Annotated in this window: 15 protein-coding genes; 6 read left to right on the top strand and 9 right to left on the bottom strand. The window is 70.0% G+C overall.

The window, feature by feature from the left end:
- Positions 1-50 precede the first annotated feature (50 nt).
- Together AB4851_RS11735 and AB4851_RS11730 are read left to right on the top strand one after the other, a co-directional pair.
- Entirely contained in the window at positions 51-1,307 is a 1,257-nt protein-coding gene (locus AB4851_RS11735; RefSeq protein WP_414447342.1) for an MFS transporter, read from the top strand.
- A gap of 196 nt (positions 1,308-1,503) precedes the next feature.
- A complete protein-coding gene (locus AB4851_RS11730; RefSeq protein WP_414447341.1) occupies positions 1,504-2,538 on the top strand; it encodes a porin in 1,035 nt (344 codons plus the stop codon).
- A gap of 12 nt (positions 2,539-2,550) precedes the next feature.
- On the opposite strand, the gene AB4851_RS11725 is transcribed toward AB4851_RS11730, so the two are convergent.
- On the bottom strand, positions 2,551-3,735 hold the full coding sequence (locus AB4851_RS11725; protein ID WP_414447340.1) for an ATP-binding protein: 1,185 nt from the start codon (positions 3,733-3,735) through the stop codon (positions 2,551-2,553).
- 357 nt (positions 3,736-4,092) lie between these two features.
- Between AB4851_RS11725 and AB4851_RS11720 the strand changes: the two genes are divergently transcribed.
- On the top strand, positions 4,093-5,376 hold the full coding sequence (locus tag AB4851_RS11720) for an Nramp family divalent metal transporter (protein WP_414449174.1): 1,284 nt from the start codon (positions 4,093-4,095) through the stop codon (positions 5,374-5,376).
- A 131-nt stretch (positions 5,377-5,507) separates the two neighbouring features.
- Complete coding sequence (locus tag AB4851_RS11715) at positions 5,508-5,969, top strand: DUF2000 domain-containing protein (protein WP_414447339.1); 462 nt, start codon at positions 5,508-5,510, stop codon at positions 5,967-5,969.
- Positions 5,970-6,003: 34 nt separating this feature from the next.
- On the opposite strand, the gene AB4851_RS11710 is transcribed toward AB4851_RS11715, so the two are convergent.
- The gene (locus AB4851_RS11710) at positions 6,004-6,873 is read right to left on the bottom strand and encodes an AraC family transcriptional regulator (protein WP_414447338.1); all 870 of its coding nucleotides are present in this window, start codon (positions 6,871-6,873) and stop codon (positions 6,004-6,006) included.
- A gap of 259 nt (positions 6,874-7,132) precedes the next feature.
- On the opposite strand from AB4851_RS11710, the gene AB4851_RS11705 reads away from it, so the two are divergent.
- Positions 7,133-7,708, top strand: coding sequence for a flavin reductase family protein (locus AB4851_RS11705; protein ID WP_414447337.1), 576 nt, complete (start codon positions 7,133-7,135; stop codon positions 7,706-7,708).
- A 117-nt stretch (positions 7,709-7,825) separates the two neighbouring features.
- Positions 7,826-8,818: an aliphatic sulfonate ABC transporter substrate-binding protein gene (locus tag AB4851_RS11700; protein ID WP_414447336.1), complete on the top strand. Its 993-nt coding sequence runs from the start codon at positions 7,826-7,828 to the stop codon at positions 8,816-8,818.
- Between the two features lie 244 nt (positions 8,819-9,062).
- Here the strand turns inward: AB4851_RS11700 and AB4851_RS11695 are convergent, their stop codons facing one another.
- The 7 genes from AB4851_RS11695 to AB4851_RS11665 form a co-directional block, all read right to left on the bottom strand.
- Positions 9,063-10,115, bottom strand: a complete 1,053-nt coding sequence (locus AB4851_RS11695; RefSeq protein WP_414447335.1) for a sulfonate ABC transporter substrate-binding protein — start codon at positions 10,113-10,115, stop codon at positions 9,063-9,065.
- Positions 10,116-10,268: 153 nt separating this feature from the next.
- Positions 10,269-11,030, bottom strand: a complete 762-nt coding sequence (locus tag AB4851_RS11690) for a 2-keto-4-pentenoate hydratase (protein ID WP_414447334.1) — start codon at positions 11,028-11,030, stop codon at positions 10,269-10,271.
- 165 nt (positions 11,031-11,195) lie between these two features.
- Entirely contained in the window at positions 11,196-11,987 is a 792-nt protein-coding gene (locus tag AB4851_RS11685) for a MipA/OmpV family protein (RefSeq protein ID WP_414439491.1), read from the bottom strand.
- The gene (locus tag AB4851_RS11680) at positions 11,988-12,905 is read right to left on the bottom strand and encodes an alpha/beta hydrolase (protein WP_414447333.1); all 918 of its coding nucleotides are present in this window, start codon (positions 12,903-12,905) and stop codon (positions 11,988-11,990) included.
- Position 12,906: 1 nt separating this feature from the next.
- On the bottom strand, positions 12,907-13,701 hold the full coding sequence (locus AB4851_RS11675) for a DUF4118 domain-containing protein (protein WP_414447332.1): 795 nt from the start codon (positions 13,699-13,701) through the stop codon (positions 12,907-12,909).
- Positions 13,702-14,012: 311 nt separating this feature from the next.
- The gene (locus AB4851_RS11670) at positions 14,013-14,759 is read right to left on the bottom strand and encodes a hypothetical protein (protein WP_414447331.1); all 747 of its coding nucleotides are present in this window, start codon (positions 14,757-14,759) and stop codon (positions 14,013-14,015) included.
- A 294-nt stretch (positions 14,760-15,053) separates the two neighbouring features.
- Complete coding sequence (locus tag AB4851_RS11665) at positions 15,054-16,382, bottom strand: NAD(P)/FAD-dependent oxidoreductase (protein ID WP_414447330.1); 1,329 nt, start codon at positions 16,380-16,382, stop codon at positions 15,054-15,056.
- Positions 16,383-16,456: the final 74 nt, after the last annotated feature.

Genomic DNA, 16,456 nt, shown 5'->3' with positions numbered 1-16,456 from the left:
CATATCGTGTCGATCATCGATATTTGAGTTTCGAAAATAAGAGGAATCGCATGGAACGGAGTGAGACACATCTGCCGCCGGCCGCCGCCGGGCGGTGGTACGCGAACGCGGGGAAGGCGCAGTGGCAGGCGTTCTGGTCGTCGTATGTGGGCTGGGCGCTCGACGTGATGGACCTGGTGCTGTTCGCGATGGTGATGCCGTCCATCGCCGCCGACCTGCATTTCGATCAGGGGCTGGCCGGCATCGTCGCCTCGATGACGCTGGTGGCCACCGCCGTGGGCGGGCTGGTGTTCGGCTTCCTGGCCGACCGGATCGGCCGCACGCGCTCGATGGTGATGAGCATCCTCTGCTACTCGATCGGCACCGCGCTGTGCGGCGTGTCGCAGGACGTGCAGCAACTGCTGGTGTTCCGGTTCGTGCTCGGCTTCGGGGTGGGCGGCGAGTGGGCGGCGGGCGCCGCGCTGGTGTCCGAGACCTGGCCGGCCGAGCATCGCGGCAAGGCGTTGGCCTGGGTGCAGAGCGCGTTCGCGGCCGGCTATGCGCTGGCCGCCGTGGTGGCGGCGCTGGTGCTGCCGCATTTCGGCTGGCGCGGCGTGTTCTTCGTCGGCATCGTGCCCGCGCTGTTCGCGTTCTGGGTGCGGCGTCATACCGAGGAACCGCAGGTGTGGCTGCGCCAGACGCGCCGCCTCGGCCTGCGCGAGACGCTGGCCGAACTGTTCGGTCCGTATCGCCGCAACACGCTGGTCGGGCTGGCCTTCACGAGCGCGGCGATGTGCGGCTACTGGGGGCTGTTCACGTGGATCCCCACCTATCTGGCCACGCCCGCCGCGCATGGCGGCTCGGGCCTCACGCTGATGAAATCGACCGCCTGGATCGTCGTGATGCAGGCCGGCGCGGCGGTCGGCTTCGTGGTGTTCGGCTATCTGGCCGACTGGATCGGCCGTCGCCGCACCTATCTGCTGTTCTTCGTGGCAGCCGCGCTGGCCGTGCCGGTCTACACGTGGGTGCGCTCGCCGTCGTGGCTGTTCGTGCTCGGCCCGGTGGTGGCGTTCTTCGGCACCGGCTTCTACAGCGGCTTCGCGCCGACCTTCGCCGAGCTGTTTCCCACCCGCATCCGCGCCACGGCGCAGGGCTGGATCTACAACACCGGGCGCGCGCTCAGTGCGCTCGCACCGGCCGCCGTCGGCCTGCTGGCCGGACGCTACGGCGTGCAGACAGGCCTCGCCGCCACGGCCGGGTTCTTCCTGCTGGCCGCCCTGATCGTCTGGGCCTTCCTGCCGGAAACGCTCGGCGAGGCGCTGGACTGACGCCGCGCGAGCGGCGCGCACGAGCTTCGCGTCGCTCAATCCGTTCGCACTCCTTGGTTCCCTGATCCCCGCCCATCCCGCCTGCGCGCGGGGCGGCCCGCACCCACATGCCACGCAAACCCTGCGCGATCGCTGCCGGCCGATCGGCTTCGTCGCGACCCCGAAACGCCTTCATTCACACGCTCATTACTTAGACATGCAAAACAAAATCATGAAGATCGCGCTGGCGGCCGGCTGCCTCGCGTCGAGCCCGTTCGCGCAGGCACAAAGCGCCGTGCAGCTTTACGGCCTGGTCGACGTCTACGCCGGGGCGCAGCGCGCGCTCGGCGGCAAGACCGCCGCGGCCGAGAATTCGAACGGCATGTCCACCAGCTTCTGGGGCATCGGCGGCCAGGAAGACCTGGGCGGCGGCTACTCGGCGGTGTTCGCGCTCGAATCGTTCTTTCGCGCGTCCAACGGCGCGGTGGGCCGCTCGGCGGCCGATCCGTTCTTCAGCCGCAACGCCTATGTCGGCATCAAGGGGCCGCAGGGCTCGCTGCTGCTCGGCCGCAACACGCTGCCGTATTACGTGACCGCGCTCAGTTTCAACCCGTTCGGCAACAGTTTCGGCTTTTCGCCGGTGCTGGTGCAGATGTACAAGGGGCTGCCCGCGCAGATGGTGGTGGGCGACACCAACTGGAACAATTCGATCATGTATGTGTCGCCCACCCTGGCCGGGTTCACCGCCACCGGCGTGTACGCGACCGGCAACCAGGCCGGGCACGACGGCGCGAACCAGGTGGCCGGCGACCTGCGCTACGCGAACGGCGCGTTCGCGGCCGCGTTCTCGTATCAGCGCGTCAAGTATTCGGTCACGCCGGGCGACCTGCAGGCGCTGATCGCCGGGTTCACGCAACAAAGCGCCTACCTGGCCGCGGCCAGCTACGACTTCAAGGTGGCCAAGTTCAGCGCCCTGGTGCAGCGCATCGAGGATTCGATCCAGACCGGCGACATCGCCTCGAACAGCGGCGAGCTCGGCGTGTCGGTGCCGCTCGGCACCGGCTACGCGATGGCCTCGTTCATGTACACCAGGAGCAAGGGGCGCGGCGACCCGATCCGCAAGACCTGGACGGTCGGCTATGACTATCCACTGTCGCGCCGCACCGACGTGTATGTCGCGTATCTGAACGACGCGGCCACGGGGCTTTCGAACGGGTACAACGCGGGGGTGGGGATGCGCACGCGGTTTTGAGGGGCGATCGGGCTACCGGCCGCGCAGCAGGGCCGCCCGGCCTCGCCAGTATTGCCGCACGAACGGATCGACGACGCGGTACGCCCCCTGCCCGGCGCGCGCGATCAGGTTCGATTCGACGAGTTTGTCGATCACGTTCTGCACGTGGCTGGGCTCGACCTCGCGGCCGGTCCTGGCGGCGTATTCTTCGAGCGCCGCACGGCCGAACAACCCCGACACGGCATCGGCATCGTTGCGCGCGATCAGATCGAACACGGCCTGCCCGAGCACGCCGAAATCCTCCACGGCGCGCATCTCGACATCGGCCATCGCCTGCGCGAGCGTGTCGCAGATCACCGGAAAGGCCTGATCGGCCGACAGCCCGCGCTGGCGTACCACGTCCTGCAACTGGACCAGCGCCTTGGTCAATTCCTCCGGACGGCAGCCCAGCAGCCGGAACCCGTCCGCTGCAACCTCGGACGACGGGATGGCCGCGCCGGGCAATGCGCGGATCGCGGCCAGCTTCCAGGCCACGAAGGCCTCGTCGAGCGGGGCGTAGATCGAAGCCTGCGCACCCATGAACGGCTGCGAACGGCGCGTGGCCATCTCCGTGATCAACGAACGATGCGAGCCGGTGCCGAGGAACAACAGGTAGCCGGGCGTGCCGGGCCGCGTGTTGACCGCATCGCGTGCCGCCTTCAGGGCGTGCATCAGCGTGGAGCCGCCGTCCGCGCCCATCGCCTGCTGCACCTCGTCGACGATCAGCACGACGTCGGTGCGCGCCGCATCGACGATCGCCGTGAACGCCTGCGCGAGCGTCGCGCCCCCCACGCCGGCCTCGCCCACCGCATCGATCTGAAAACCGAACGAAAAACCGGCCGCCCCCAGGTTCAGCCCCTTCAGGCGCGACAAGCGGCCGAGCAGCGACGACGACGCATCGGCCAGTGCTGCCAGCGTTGCACGCACCGCCTCCAGCACGAGGTTCATCGGGTTTTTCGACGGATCGGCCCACAAATCGACGTAGATCACCACGGCGCCCTCGCGCTCCAGCTCCGGCACGAGATCCTCGCGCAGAAAGGTGGTCTTGCCGATCCGGCGAATACCCGACAAGAACACGCCCGAGCGTACGTTGACCTCGAGCGGCCCGGGCCGCAACAACTGCCGCGCCATGTCGCGTGCGTAATCCGGCCGGTGATAGACCTGTTGATCGCGCCCCATTCGAACCTCCTTATCCAGCTTTATCCAGACTGGATAATTATCCAGATTGGATAAACCTCTGTAAAGCGATCGATCCAACAGGTCCGGCACTTGCGCCGCCATCGCCCGGAGGCGGCGCATTCATGGCGCGCCTCGCCCGGCCGCGCCAACCGTCCCGCTCCCCCGCCAGCCGCCTCCCCACAACGCTCTAACCCCGTCCCCGTTTTCTCCTCGAACGTTCTCTATCCCCTCGATCGATATTTTCGATTGCCAAACAAGAATGAGAATAATTATCATTCGTGAACATGACTCCCGTTTCGCCACTATGCTTGACCTGACGCGCCGGACCTGACCGGCCCCGAACCCATGTCCGATCCCATGATGCCGTCCCTTCCCTCGCCCGCGCCAAGGCTTCGCCCGCCGACGCCGTGGACCCGCTTCGCCGGTGCGGGTGCGCTGGTGGCGGTCGGCTACATGGACCCCGGCAACTGGGCCACGGCGCTGGCGGGCGGCGCGCAGTTCGGCTATCGGCTGCTGGTGGTGGTCGCGCTGGCCAGCCTGATCGCGGTGCTGCTGCAATGGGTGGCGGCGCGCGTCGGCGTGGTGACCGGGCGCGATCTGGCCGAGCTGTGCCGCGAGCGCCTCGCGCCACGCACCACGTTCGTGCTCTGGCTCGCCACCGAAGCGGCCATCATCGCCTGCGACGTGGCCGAGGTGGTGGGCTGCGCGGTCGCGCTGCAAATGCTGCTGCACGTGCCGCTGCTGGCGGGCGTGCTGATGTCGGCGGTCGGCACGTTCGCGATGCTGGCGCTGCAGCGGCGCGGCCATCGCACGCTCGAAATCTGCGTCGCCGCGCTGATCCTGTTCGTCGCGCTGTGCTTCGTCGCCGAAGTGGCGCTCGCCCGGCCCGATTGGCTCGCCGTGCTCGGCGGCTTCACGCCCTCGCCGGAACTGGTGCGCAACGCGGGGATGGTCTGGCTCGCGGCCGGCATCGTGGGCGCGACGGTCATGCCGCACAACCTCTATCTGCACTCGGCGCTGGTCAAGCGCCACGTGCCGCCCGCCGGCGACGACCGCGACGCAGCGATCGCCGATACGATCCGCGGCGTCGGCTACGACACGTTCGGCTCGCTCGGCTTCGCGTTCGTGGTCAACGCGGCGCTGCTGATCGTGGCGGCCGCCGTGTTCCATACCAGCGGCCACACCGATATCGACGATCTCGCCGACGCCCACCGCCTGCTCGCGCCGCTGGTCGGCAGCGACTGGGCCAGCCTGCTGTTCGCCGCCGCGCTGCTGGCCTGCGGCCTGAACTCGACGGTGACGGGCACGCTGGCCGGCCAGATCGTGATGGAAGGCTTCCTGAAGCTGCGCATGACGGCCACGCGCCGCGCACTGCTCACGCGCGCGCTGGCGATCGGCCCGGCGCTCGCCGCCGTGGTGGCGTTCGGCGATCACGGCTCGGCGCAACTGCTGGTGGCCAGCCAGGTGGTGTTGAGCCTGCAATTGCCGCTGGCCGTGATTCCGCTGGTGCGCTTCGCGTCCGACCCGGCGCTGATGGGCCGCTGGCGCGTGCGTGGCGCGGTGCTGGCCGCGACCTGGGCCAGCACCGCGCTGATCCTCGCGCTGAACGTGGCGCTGCTCTGGCAACTCTGGGCCGGCTGAGGCGCGCCGTGCCGGCAAAGCGGCGAAAGCTGGCGAAAGCGGCGGCTCGGCGGCCCGTGCAATGGCGTTCAAGACGCCCGCCGCGCCCGCCCGAATAATGCGGTCCTCATCGATAGCCGGAGGACATCCGCATGACGCAGGACCTTTCCCCTTCTTCTGCCACCCCAACCGCCTCCGCCGCCCCGGTCACGCCCGAGCGCTGCGTGATCGTGGTCGACAGCCAGTTGCCGCCGGGCCGCGCGGCCAACGCCGCCGCCGTGCTGGCGCTGACGCTCGGCCAGCGCCACCCGGCCCTGGTCGGCCCGCCGCTGGTGGATGCCAGCGGCATCGCGCATCCGGGCCTGATCCCGATCGGCATCGCCGTGCTGGCGGCCGACGCCGACGCGCTGCCCGCGATCCGCGACAAGGCCGTGGCGGCCGGCTGCGACGTGGTGGATTTCCCGGTGCAGGGCCAGCAGACCACCGACTATTCGGCGTTCCGCGATGCGGTGGCGCTGGTCGACACGGCCACGCTGCGCTATGTCGGCGTCGCGCTGGCGGGCGCGCGCAAGCCGATCGGCAAGATCGTCGCGAATCTCGGTTTGTTGAAGTAGGCGAACCGGAGTCGAAGCCAGCGAGCGGCGCGCCTCAGGCGCCGCGCCGCCGCCCGAGCGCCGCATCGCGGAACACGCCCGGCGTGACGCCCATCATGCGGCGGAACGAACGCGTCAGATGCGCCTGGTCGGCGAAGCCGGTGGCGGCGGCCACCTCGCTGAGCGGCCGGCCGAGCCGCATCAGCGCGATCGCCGAGCGCACCCGCGCCTGCCGCTGATACGCATGCGGCGTCATGCCGAGATGCCGCTCGAACGCGCGAAACAGCCTGAACACCGGCAGCCCGGCCGCGCCGGCGATCTCGTCGAGATGCACCTGGCTGTCGAGCCGGTGATCGAGGAATTCGCGCGCGATGCGCACCGCCTGCGGCTCCGCGCCGGCCTCGCGCGGCACCAGCGGCTCGTGCACGTGCCGCTCGAACAGGCGCGCGACAAACCGCAGGTAACGCTCCTCGCGACGCAGCGCATCGGCCTGCACCTCGGAATCCCGATGCACGCGGCAGAACAACGCGTTGAGCCTCGCGTCGCCGATGATCGGCCCGCGAATCGCCGCGCCGCGCTCGGCCGCGCCGCCGTCGGCCAGCAGCGAGCGCAGATGCTCGGTGCGCACGTACACGGTGCGCTGCCGCCAGCCGCTCGCATCGACTGGCCAGCCGGCGTGCGGCGCGTCGGCGTCGATCGCGTAGAGGTCGCCCGCCTTGGCCACGAACTCGCTGCCATGCATGCGGATCCGGATCGCGCCCTCGGTGATCAGCGCGAAGCAGGCCGTGTCGTGAGTGTGGACGTCGTAGGAGAAATCGTGGAAATCGCCGTGCAGCAGGTCGGCGGCCAGCTCGGGCGCGCGCCAGATGCGTACGTCGGTTTTCGGGTCCGGCGCCCTGGCCGGGCGGGCGCTTCGGGCGTTCATGATCGGGGGCGGCGGAGGCTGACGAGTGAGGGTCGCGCCAATGTACACCATCCACGGGCATGCGTTTTCCAGTCGGCCGGTGGGCCTGCGAGGCGGCCGGCCGAACCGCCGGTCCACCGGTCCACTGATCTGCCGACTTGCCGACTCGCCGACCGTCCGACCCATCGGCGCACGGCCCCAGCGCCGTCGAGCGCGCTGCGCGACAATCGGCGGACCCAACCGGCGCATCCCCCGCGCCACCCCGCTGGAGGCTCCCAAGATGCCCGCCCAACCCGCCCTGCGCGAGATCGATCCGTCGAAAACCTACCGCCTGCTCGAATCCGGCCCGGTGGTGCTGGTCGTCACGCACGACGGCGTGCGCCCGAACGTCATGACGATGGGCTTTCACATGGTGATGCGCCACGCGCCGCCGCTGATCGGCGCAATCATCGGCCCGTGGGACCACAGCCACGCCGCGCTGCGCGAGACGGGCGAATGCGTGCTCGCGGTGCCGGGCGCGGACTGGGTGCGCACCGTGGTCGACATCGGCAATTGCAGCGGCGCGGCCGTCGACAAGTTCGCGCGCTTCGGCCTCACCGCGCGGCCGTCGAAGCAGGTCGCGCCGCCGCGCCTGGCCGGCTGCCTGTACAACATCGAGTGCGTGGTGGAAGACGACACGCTCGCCGAGCGCCACGACCTGTTCGTGCTGCGCGCGGTGGCCGCCGCCGTGGACGACGCGCGCGAGGAACGGCGCGTGCTCCATCATCGCGGCGACGGCACGTTCGCCGCCGACGGCGAGGTGTTCGACCTGCGCGAGCACATGCTGAACTGGAAGGGGTTTCAGGTCGATATCTGACGGCGCGTGAATAGTCCGCGCGCGGATATCGATAGCTGAAATGATCGGTTCGCTGCAGCAGCCGAAACCGTTACGTTAGCGGATTCGTTGACCGCTCATGTTCCAGGAATCCGCTCCATGTCCCGACTCACGCGCCGCGCCTTTTCCCGTTCCCTGCTCGCGCTGACGCTGTCCGCCACCGGCCCGTTCGCGCGCGCCGCCCAGCCCGCGCCCAACGTGCTGCGCATCGGCTATCAGAAATCGTCGACGCTGATCACGCTGCTGAAGGCGCGCGGCACGCTCGACCGCGCGCTCGCGCCGCTGCAGACGCGCGTCGAATGGCACGAGTTCGCCAGCGGCCTGCCGCTGACCGAGGCGCTGAACATCGGCGCAGTCGATTTCAGCGCCGACGTGGCCGATACGGTGCCGGTGTTCGCGCAGGCCGCGCAGGCGCGGTTCGTGTATGTGGCGCAGGAAGCGCCGTCGCCATCCGCGCAGGCGATCGTCGTCAAGCGCGACAGCGGCATCGATTCGCTGGCCGGGCTCAAGGGCAAGGACATCGCCACCACCAAGGCCGCCGGCAGCCATTACCTGTTGCTGGCCGCGCTGGCCAAGGCGGGGCTGACGCCCGCCGACGTCTCCGTCCACTACCTGACGCCGGCCGACGGCCGCGCCGCGTTCGAGCGCGGCAGCGTGGCGGCCTGGATCACGTGGGACCCGTACGTCGCATCGGTCGATCGCCGCCCCGACGTCAAGGTGCTGGCCGACGGCAAGGGGCTGGCCTCGTACCAGCGCTATTACCTCGCCTCGACCGAGTACGCGACCGCCCATCCCGACGTGGTGAAGGCGCTGTTCGACGCGCTGACGCAGGAAAGCATCTGGCTGCGCGCGCATCAGGATGAGGCCGCGGCCGTGCTCGCGCCGATCTGGGGGCTCGACGCCGCCACCATCGCACGCGCCAACGCGCGCCGCAGCTACCTCGTGCGCGCGGTGCTGCCGGCCAACTACGGCGAGCAGCAACAGATCGCCGATACGTTCAAGAACGCCGGCCTGCTGCCGGTGCGCGTCGATACGAAACAGGCGTTGCGCTGGGATTTCGCGGCACGCAAGGCCGTGCCGGCTGGCGCCTGAGGTTCGGCGCCTGAGGTTCGGCGCCTGAGGTTCGGCGCCTGAGGTTCGGCGCCTGAGGTTCGGCGCCTGAGGTTCGGCGCCTGAGGTTCGGCGCCTGAGGTTCGGCGCCTGAGGTTCGGCGCCTGAGGTTCGGCGCGCAGCCGGCAGAATGCCGGCTGCGCGCCATGTCGGTTCATGCCCTCTCGTTGCAGGCGCAACGATCGATCGGCAGAAAAACGGACGGCGCAAACCGCCCGCGCCACGTTCAGCGCGCGGCCCAGCGCGTCTGCGTGACGTCGAGCTTGCCCGGCACCAGCTTGAGCGCCGTGAACGCGTCGGCGATCTGCTGCTGATAGGCCAGCGTGGCGTCGGTGATCGGCTCGACCTGATAGCTCGCGCGGCCCAGCGCCAGTTCGAGCGTGGCCGCATCGAGCCCCACCAGCGGCGACAGTTGCGCCGCCAGCGCCGGAATATGGTCGCGCGCCCACACGTCGGTCGCATCGATCTCGGCCAGCACCGCGTGCACCAGGTCCGCATGCGCGTTCGCGAACGCGCGGCTCGCGAGGTAGTACTGCGTATTCCTGACCAGGCCCTCGCCGTTGCGCAGCGTGCGCGCGCCGGTCTGGCGCTCGACCGCGGCCAGGTAGGGATCCCAGATCACCCAGGCGTCGATCGCATGCTGCTCGAACGCGGCACGCCCGTCGGCCGGCGCCAGGTACACGGGCTGGATGTCGCGATAGTCGAGCTTCGCGGCCTCCAGCGCCGTGACCAGCAGATAGTGAACGTTCGAGCCGCGGTTGAGCGCGACCTTCTTGCCGCGCAGGTCCGCCACGCTGCGGATCGGCGAATCGTGCGGCACGACGATCGCCTCGCCCTTCGGCGCCGGCGGCTCCGCGCCGATATAGACGAAATCGACCTTGCCGGCCTGCGCGAAGATCGGCGGCGTCTCGCCCACCGTGCCGATATCGACCGCGCCCGCCGCCAGCCCTTCGAGCAGTTGCGGGCCGCCCGGGAATTCGATCCAGCGCACCGTGACGCCCTGCGGCGCGAGCCGCTTCTCGAGCGAGCCGCGCGCCTTCAGCGCCACGAAATTGCCGTATTTCTGATACCCGATGCGCAGCGTCGTATCGCCGGCCGCGAGCGCGGCGCGGCTCGCACCCAGCGCGGCCAGGCCGCCCGCGCCGATTGAGCCGATCGCGGCCGGCCTGGCCAGCGCCAGCGCGGCGGCCGCCACCGCCTTGAGCCAGTCGCGGCGCGCCGCGCCGGGCGCCGTCAGATCGGCATCGTCGCTGGGGAAATTCGGGTGCCCGTGTCGCATCGTCGTGTTGGTATCCGTGGTTCGGTTTGCGGTAGCGCGGCGGCCTGCCGGAAGCGGCCGGCCGGAGCGCCGATGGTAATCAAACCGGCCCGCAAGCCAAATCCGAATTGCTGCAATGCTTATCGAGACGATGCGATAGCGGCGGCCGGACGATCAGGCGATCGTCAGCGTGACGGGCGGCAGCCCGGCGATCTCGCCGATCGCCACGCCGCTGCCCGCGGCGCGCACGAGGCCCACGTAGGTGCCGGTGGTCAGGATCTGATCCGGCGTGATGGCGGTGCGGCGCGCCACGGTGACGTGATTGACGAGCCACGGCAGCAGCCGGCGCGGGTCGCCGGCCGGGTTGCCCGGCGTGCCCGCGAACAGCGGCTGGCCGTTGAACGTGAACGACAGCGGCGGCGCGAGGAACGGCAGGTCGTCGCGATACGGCACGAACTCGCCGGACGCCAGCGCCGCGTGACTCAGCAGGTCGGCCAGTTGGGCCAGACGATCGACGTCGGGATGCTTCGCGAAGCGGCTGCCCACCACCTCGATGGTCGCGCCCACCCCCGCGATCGCGCCGAGCACCTCGGCGTCCGAATAGGCCGTGTCGCTCGGCTCGAAGCGGCGGCCGAGCCGGAACGCGATCTCCAGTTCCAGCCCGAACGGACGGCCCGCGTCGGCCGTGTAGACCGAGGTATCGCCCTGCGTCACGCCGTGCGCCGGCAGCGGCGCGGCCTGCGCCGGGCCGTCCGGCGTTTTCGCGCCGACCTTCCAGCCGCCGATCGCGCCGCCGAGCGCCTCGACCAGCACGTGCTGCTGGTCGTAGGCCGCGTTCGCGTCGGCCGGCGTGACGCCTTCGGGCAGCGTGTCGATCTGCGTGTGGTGCGTGTGCGCCTGCGCGAGCAGGCGGCCAAGGGAAAGGGAGTCGTTCATCGCGGTCGGTGGTTCCGAGAAAGGAGAAAGGCGCAAAAAACCGGGCACACGACGCGGGCCGTGCGGATCGCCGCGCCCGCGCCACGCGCGTCAACGCCACATGCTACCGGCGATTGGCCGACTCCGCCGCTGCTGCGGCGCGCGGGGTTCCGCCCGCGCCCCGGCTCAGAACCGGTAACCGAGCGAGGCGAACGTGGTCCACTCGGTACGCCGCTCGGTCACCGGGCTGTTCGCCGCGAAGCGCTGCAGGCGGCCGAGCGTGGAATTGAGGGTGCCGACCCAGTGACGCGAGAAGTCGTGCGTCATGTAGAAATTCAGGTGCACGTCGCGCACGCCCGAGCCGGTCCCGTAGGTCGGCAGCCCCGACGATGCGCTCTCGGCCGGCGAGATGCCGAACAGCGTGCGCGTGTACGCGCCGTTGGCCCAGGTCAGCCCCGGCCCGATCGAGAACAGCCAGCCCTTGAGCGGCAGCGAGGCATACAGATCGGCGCTCGCCGTGGTGCCCTGCCCGTAGCCGACCACGTCGCGATACACCGCCAATGCGCCCGTGAACGCCCACACGGTGTAATCGGCGAACAGCTTGAGCTTCGGGCCGTCGTGCACGTCGGGCAGCCCGCGCAACCGGGGGTCGTCCTTCGCGTCGCGCGACTGGAAGTCGAAGCTGACCGCCATGCCGAGGTGGTAGTTCGGGTTCGACACGACGTTCCAGCCGAGCACGTCCGGCCCTTGCGAGAAGAAGCGGTCGCGGTAGGAAATGTCGAGCGCCGGAAACGGATAGGCCTTCAGGTGGCGCGAGCCCGGATATTGCGGCGCGACGTACACGCCCGGCCCGACGGTGATCTTCCACGGCGACGCGCTGGCGGTGGCGTCGGTATCGGAATCGGCTTGCGCGTGCGAGGCGAGCAACATGACGGCGGCCGCGCAGGCCGCCTTCGCGGGAATCGAAACTGGCTTCATTTATTTGGTCTTGCGGGCTACCGCCGCGAGCTGACGCAGCCGCCGCGCGAGCGCTTTCGACACGACGGGCGGCGACCCCGCGCCGGCGCCGTGCGCAATCTCGCTCTCACGCAGAAACAGCGCGGTTTCGCGCGCAACGATTTCCCGTTCGTTATCGGAAGTGATCATGTGATACGAATCGTCGAGCCAGATGGTGCGCAAAAAGCTCGCGCCGATCCGGTCGATGATGGAATTCGGGTTGCGCGGGCTCGAGGTTTCGTCGTCGATCGCGTGGATCACGAGCGTGTCGTTCTCGATGCTTTCCACGCCCTTGCTGGCCTGGCGCGCGAGCCGGTTGGCCTGGTGCAGCGCCGGCAGCGAAATTTCCGACGGGCCGACCTCGCTGAACGAATCGCGCTCCATCGCGCGCGCGATCTTGGCGCGCAGCGCCTCGTTGCGCAGCCCGAACGGCTCGGCCTCGCGGTAGCGATAGCGATGGCGCAGCGGCGTGTAATACGCCAGATCGAGGATGAAGCGATACCAGGGGATCGCCCAGCCGTTGTAGGTCAATGTCAGCGACAGCAGCGCCAGCGCCTGCGCGCCCGGCCGCTCGCGGATCAGCCGCAGCGCGAGCGCGCCGCCGATCGACAGCCCGCAGATCGACACGCGCTCGTAGCGCGCGGCCAGCGCATCGTACTCGCGCACCGCGCCCTCCAGCCAGCGCTCCATCGGCAGCTCGGTCGAGCCGGCGCTGTAGCCCTCGATCACGGGCGCACTGATCGTGAAGCCTTCGTCGTGCAGATAACGCGCCAGATAGCGCAGTTCGAGCGGCGAGCTGGACAGCCCGTGCAGCAGCAGCACCGCGTGGCCGTCGCCTTCGTTGAAGATGGGCGCGGCGCCCGACGGGCGCGCGGCCTGGCCGATGTCGTTCGCGTTCATCTCAAGCCTCCTGCGGCGTCGTGCGCAGCACCAGGAAATCGCCGGCGTGCGTGGTGAAGCGCTCGCACACGCACTGCGTCAGCCGGAAATCGCCGGCCTGCGCCGACACCTGCATGCGCACGCGATGGCTGCCGGCCGACAGCGTGTTCGACACGCGCGTCGCATCGTCGGGATGCACTTCCTGGAACAGCCGGCCGGGGGCGACTTCGCCGTCGAACGGCAGCGGCGCGTCGACGCTCTGGCCGACCTGCGCACGCTGCATCGCGTCGCGCGCGAGCGCCTTGATGAGAATCAGGTCCTGCTGGTGCTGCGCCAGGTGGCGCAACAGGCGGTGGGTTTCGTCGACGGCGCGGCGCGCCAGCGCGCGCTCGTTGTCCTGGCGCAGCAGCATCTCGTAGCGCGACTGCGCCACCGCCGTGACGAGCTGGGCGCGATACTGCGCGCGGCGCAGCCGCTCGACCAGCACGATCACCAGCAGCGTGACGAGCGGATAGGACACCAGCAGCACCACATCGCCACGCGTGATGGTGGTGACCGCATCGATCGAGCCGTACGGCGGCACGAACAGGAAATCGGCGATCGCGAGGCCGAGCAGCATGACCGTCAGCGCCGGCGCGAGGCCCAGATAGTATTCGACGAGCACGGCCGCGATCGCGAACGCGGTGCCGGGCATGATCGGGCCGAGCAGTGGATGCAGGGACAGCCGCACCGCGATCGCGAGCGACAGCGCGCCGGCCGCAGTGGCCCAGCGCCGCATGCCGGCTGGCGCCCACAGACTCGCATTTCGAACTTTCATGGCTCTCGGATCGTGCAAAAACGCTGGAATGGTACCGAGTTTCGTCTGGATTTTGGCAAACACGACACGATGTTTTTCAAACACTGGGAAGTGGCGCAGCTTGCCTCATGCGTTGACACGTCATCGTCATTTTTTGTGTCGTTTTGCATCGATGCCGCCGGCCGGGTGCGTGGCGATGGCCACGCCGCCGGGCGTTGCGGCGCAACATGTTGCGTCCGCATCCGGTTGCCGCAAGCATGGCGGGCGCCCGGCGCGCAGCCACCGGCGCGAGCAAGCCGCGTGCGCGGCCAGCCCGCGGTGCGTTCACACACTTACATCCCGTCGATCGGCGTGACGTCCGGCCCGAACACCACGCAGCCGAACGCGAAACGGCCGGTCGTCCCGGCCAGCGCCCCCGCAAACCGCACGGACGGCAAGCGGTGCGCCCCCGGCAGATAGGTGCTGCCCGGCTCGGCCAGCGCCTCGGCCTGCAGCTTCGAAAGCGGTGCGGCCCAGTGCAGGTAGCTGGCGTGGAAGCCCGCGGCGTGGCCGTCTTCCATGTTGTTGCCGATGTCGAGCCCGGCCGGCACGGCCGACGGCATCGGCACCAGCCGGCGCGCGGCGGCGAAGGCGGCCAGTTCGCCGGTGGTTTCGGCGTAGACGGTCAGGTCGTAATCGACTTCGGTGTCGCCGCTTTGCTGCCGCGACAGATGCAGTTGAGTCACGGGCAAGCCCTCGATCGCAACCGGGCGCGGAAAGCGCACGCGCATTTCCTCCCAGCGATCGGCCGGCGCGTCGCGGCCAGCGTCCACCACCACGCTGCCGTCATGCGCATAGCCGACAAACGCCATGCCCACGCCACGCCAGGCGGTACGCTCGGCCGGTGACGGCCAGTGCGCGCCAGGCGCGCAGCTCAGCATCGACTGGAACCGCGACGCCGCGAGATCGACGCCGTCGGCCCGCGCCGGGCGCGCCGCCAGCGACAGCGCCAGGGTCGCGGCCAACGCCGCGAAGACGGCCGCCGCGCGCCCCCGCCGGTCGGCCGGCCCCGCAGGCCCCGCCGCTAAACGACGCGACACGGCCGGCGCCGGACGCGCAAGGCGCGTGGCGCCGGAAAAAAGGGGACGGCACGAGTGATTCATCGATGCAGCGAACGCTGCGCTCCTTCGGTGTACCCGCCACGAGCTGGCACAGCGCGGCGGGGTCTGGCCCAGCATCATGCCGACAAGCGCGCGGCTTGCCAAGCGCCATGCGCAGGGCGAGGCGGGCCGCTGCCGCTGGTGCGCGAGGCCGGGTGCGGGCCGGGTGCGGGCCGATACGGCACGATCGGCCGGAACCGCCGGAACGGCACGGTCGCCTCCGCCGCCGCGCGCTCACAGCATGCTGCGCGGCCGCGTCATCGTGCCGTCGGCGAAACGGCGTGCGCGGAACGCGCCGAGGTCGAGCGACGACTGCCCCGCATCGACGATCTCGGCCAGCAGCCGACCGACGATCGGCCCCATCGCGAAGCCGTGGCCGCAGAAGCCGGTGGCGATCGCCAGGCCCCGCACCGCGTCGGGCGCGTCGATCACCGGGATGCCGTCGGGCAGCACGTCGATCAGGCCGGCCCAGGTTTCCACGGCCTGCGCGGCGGCCAGGGCCGGGAAGATCGCCTTGAGCCGCGCCAGCGCGCGCGGCCCCTGCGCCGGGTTCGGGCGCGGCTGCGGATCGCGCGGCTCGATCGCGTCGTAGCCGCCCGACAGCCGGCGACGCAGGTCGGCCAGCAGCGCGCCGTCCACCCGCACGCGGAATTTCTCGCGATGCTTCCAGAACTCCGGCAGATACATCGACAGCCCGCGCAGATGGCCGAACGTGAAATCGAGGTCGACGGTCATGTCGTCGGCCAGGTTGATCGCGCCGTCCGCGCGCTGGCGGATGCCGAGCCCGTGGCCCCAGATCGTCGCGGCCGAGACGGCCGGCAGCGCGTTGGTGCGGATGCAGGTGCCACGCACGGTTTGCTGCGGCAGGCGGATGCCCACGCCGTCGAGCAACCGGAAGCTGGTCGCGCCGGCCGCGCAGATCACCCGCGTGGCCTTCACGAAACCGCGCTCGGTCACCACGCCCGTCACCGCGCCATTCGCCGTCTCGATCGATGCCACGCCGCAGCCGTCGAAGAAGCGCGCGCCCAGCTCGATCGCCTTCGCGGCGAAGGCCGGCGCGGCGCGCCGCGGCTCGGCCTGACCGTCGGTGGCGGTGTAAAGGCCGCCCTTCACCGGCGCGGACAGCCCGTTCACCTGGCGGCCCACTTCGTCGCGCGACAGCATGCGGGTATCGAGCCCATGCTCGCGGGCCGTGTCGAGCCAGGCCGTATAGGTGGCGTGATCCTCGTAGTTGTCGGCCAGATAGAGGCAGCCGCCCTGCCGCCATTCGAGATCCGCGCCAAGCTCCTGTTCAAGCCCTTCCCAGATCCGCATGCCGGCCATCATCAGCGGCACCTCGGCCGATTCGCGGCCCTGCTGGCGCACGAAGCCCCAGGCGCGCGTGGATTGCTGGCCCGCGATGCGCGACTTGTCGAACACCACGACCTTCAGGCCGCGTCGCGCCAGATAGTAGGCGGCGGCGCAGCCCATGATGCCGGCGCCGACGATCACGACGTCGGCCTCGGCGGGAAACGGTGCGTCGGCGCGCGAAAACGCGCGATGGAGTGGATAGGTGGTGGTCATGCGGGCGTTAGGAGAATCAGTGACGACGAAGCCGATCGGGCAAAAAGGGCAAATCAGCGCGCCATTCTACCGGC

This window comes from Burkholderia sp. 22PA0099 (assembly GCF_047497165.1).
Lineage (GTDB): Bacteria > Pseudomonadota > Gammaproteobacteria > Burkholderiales > Burkholderiaceae > Burkholderia.
This window is presented reverse-complemented; position numbering and strand designations above follow the sequence as displayed.

Excerpts from the sequence above, each read along its gene's own strand:
- AB4851_RS11735 (WP_414447342.1), top strand. The coding sequence starts at position 51 with ATGGAACGGAGTGAGACACATCTGCCGCCGGCCGCCGCCGGGCGGTGG.
- AB4851_RS11730 (WP_414447341.1), top strand. The coding sequence starts at position 1,504 with ATGCAAAACAAAATCATGAAGATCGCGCTGGCGGCCGGCTGCCTCGCG.
- AB4851_RS11725 (WP_414447340.1), bottom strand. The coding sequence starts at position 3,735 with ATGGGGCGCGATCAACAGGTCTATCACCGGCCGGATTACGCACGCGAC.
- AB4851_RS11720 (WP_414449174.1), top strand. The coding sequence starts at position 4,093 with ATGATGCCGTCCCTTCCCTCGCCCGCGCCAAGGCTTCGCCCGCCGACG.
- AB4851_RS11715 (WP_414447339.1), top strand. The coding sequence starts at position 5,508 with ATGACGCAGGACCTTTCCCCTTCTTCTGCCACCCCAACCGCCTCCGCC.
- AB4851_RS11710 (WP_414447338.1), bottom strand. The coding sequence starts at position 6,873 with ATGAACGCCCGAAGCGCCCGCCCGGCCAGGGCGCCGGACCCGAAAACC.
- AB4851_RS11705 (WP_414447337.1), top strand. The coding sequence starts at position 7,133 with ATGCCCGCCCAACCCGCCCTGCGCGAGATCGATCCGTCGAAAACCTAC.
- AB4851_RS11700 (WP_414447336.1), top strand. The coding sequence starts at position 7,826 with ATGTCCCGACTCACGCGCCGCGCCTTTTCCCGTTCCCTGCTCGCGCTG.
- AB4851_RS11695 (WP_414447335.1), bottom strand. The coding sequence starts at position 10,115 with ATGCGACACGGGCACCCGAATTTCCCCAGCGACGATGCCGATCTGACG.
- AB4851_RS11690 (WP_414447334.1), bottom strand. The coding sequence starts at position 11,030 with ATGAACGACTCCCTTTCCCTTGGCCGCCTGCTCGCGCAGGCGCACACG.
- AB4851_RS11685 (WP_414439491.1), bottom strand. The coding sequence starts at position 11,987 with ATGAAGCCAGTTTCGATTCCCGCGAAGGCGGCCTGCGCGGCCGCCGTC.
- AB4851_RS11680 (WP_414447333.1), bottom strand. The coding sequence starts at position 12,905 with ATGAACGCGAACGACATCGGCCAGGCCGCGCGCCCGTCGGGCGCCGCG.
- AB4851_RS11675 (WP_414447332.1), bottom strand. The coding sequence starts at position 13,701 with ATGAAAGTTCGAAATGCGAGTCTGTGGGCGCCAGCCGGCATGCGGCGC.
- AB4851_RS11665 (WP_414447330.1), bottom strand. The coding sequence starts at position 16,382 with ATGACCACCACCTATCCACTCCATCGCGCGTTTTCGCGCGCCGACGCA.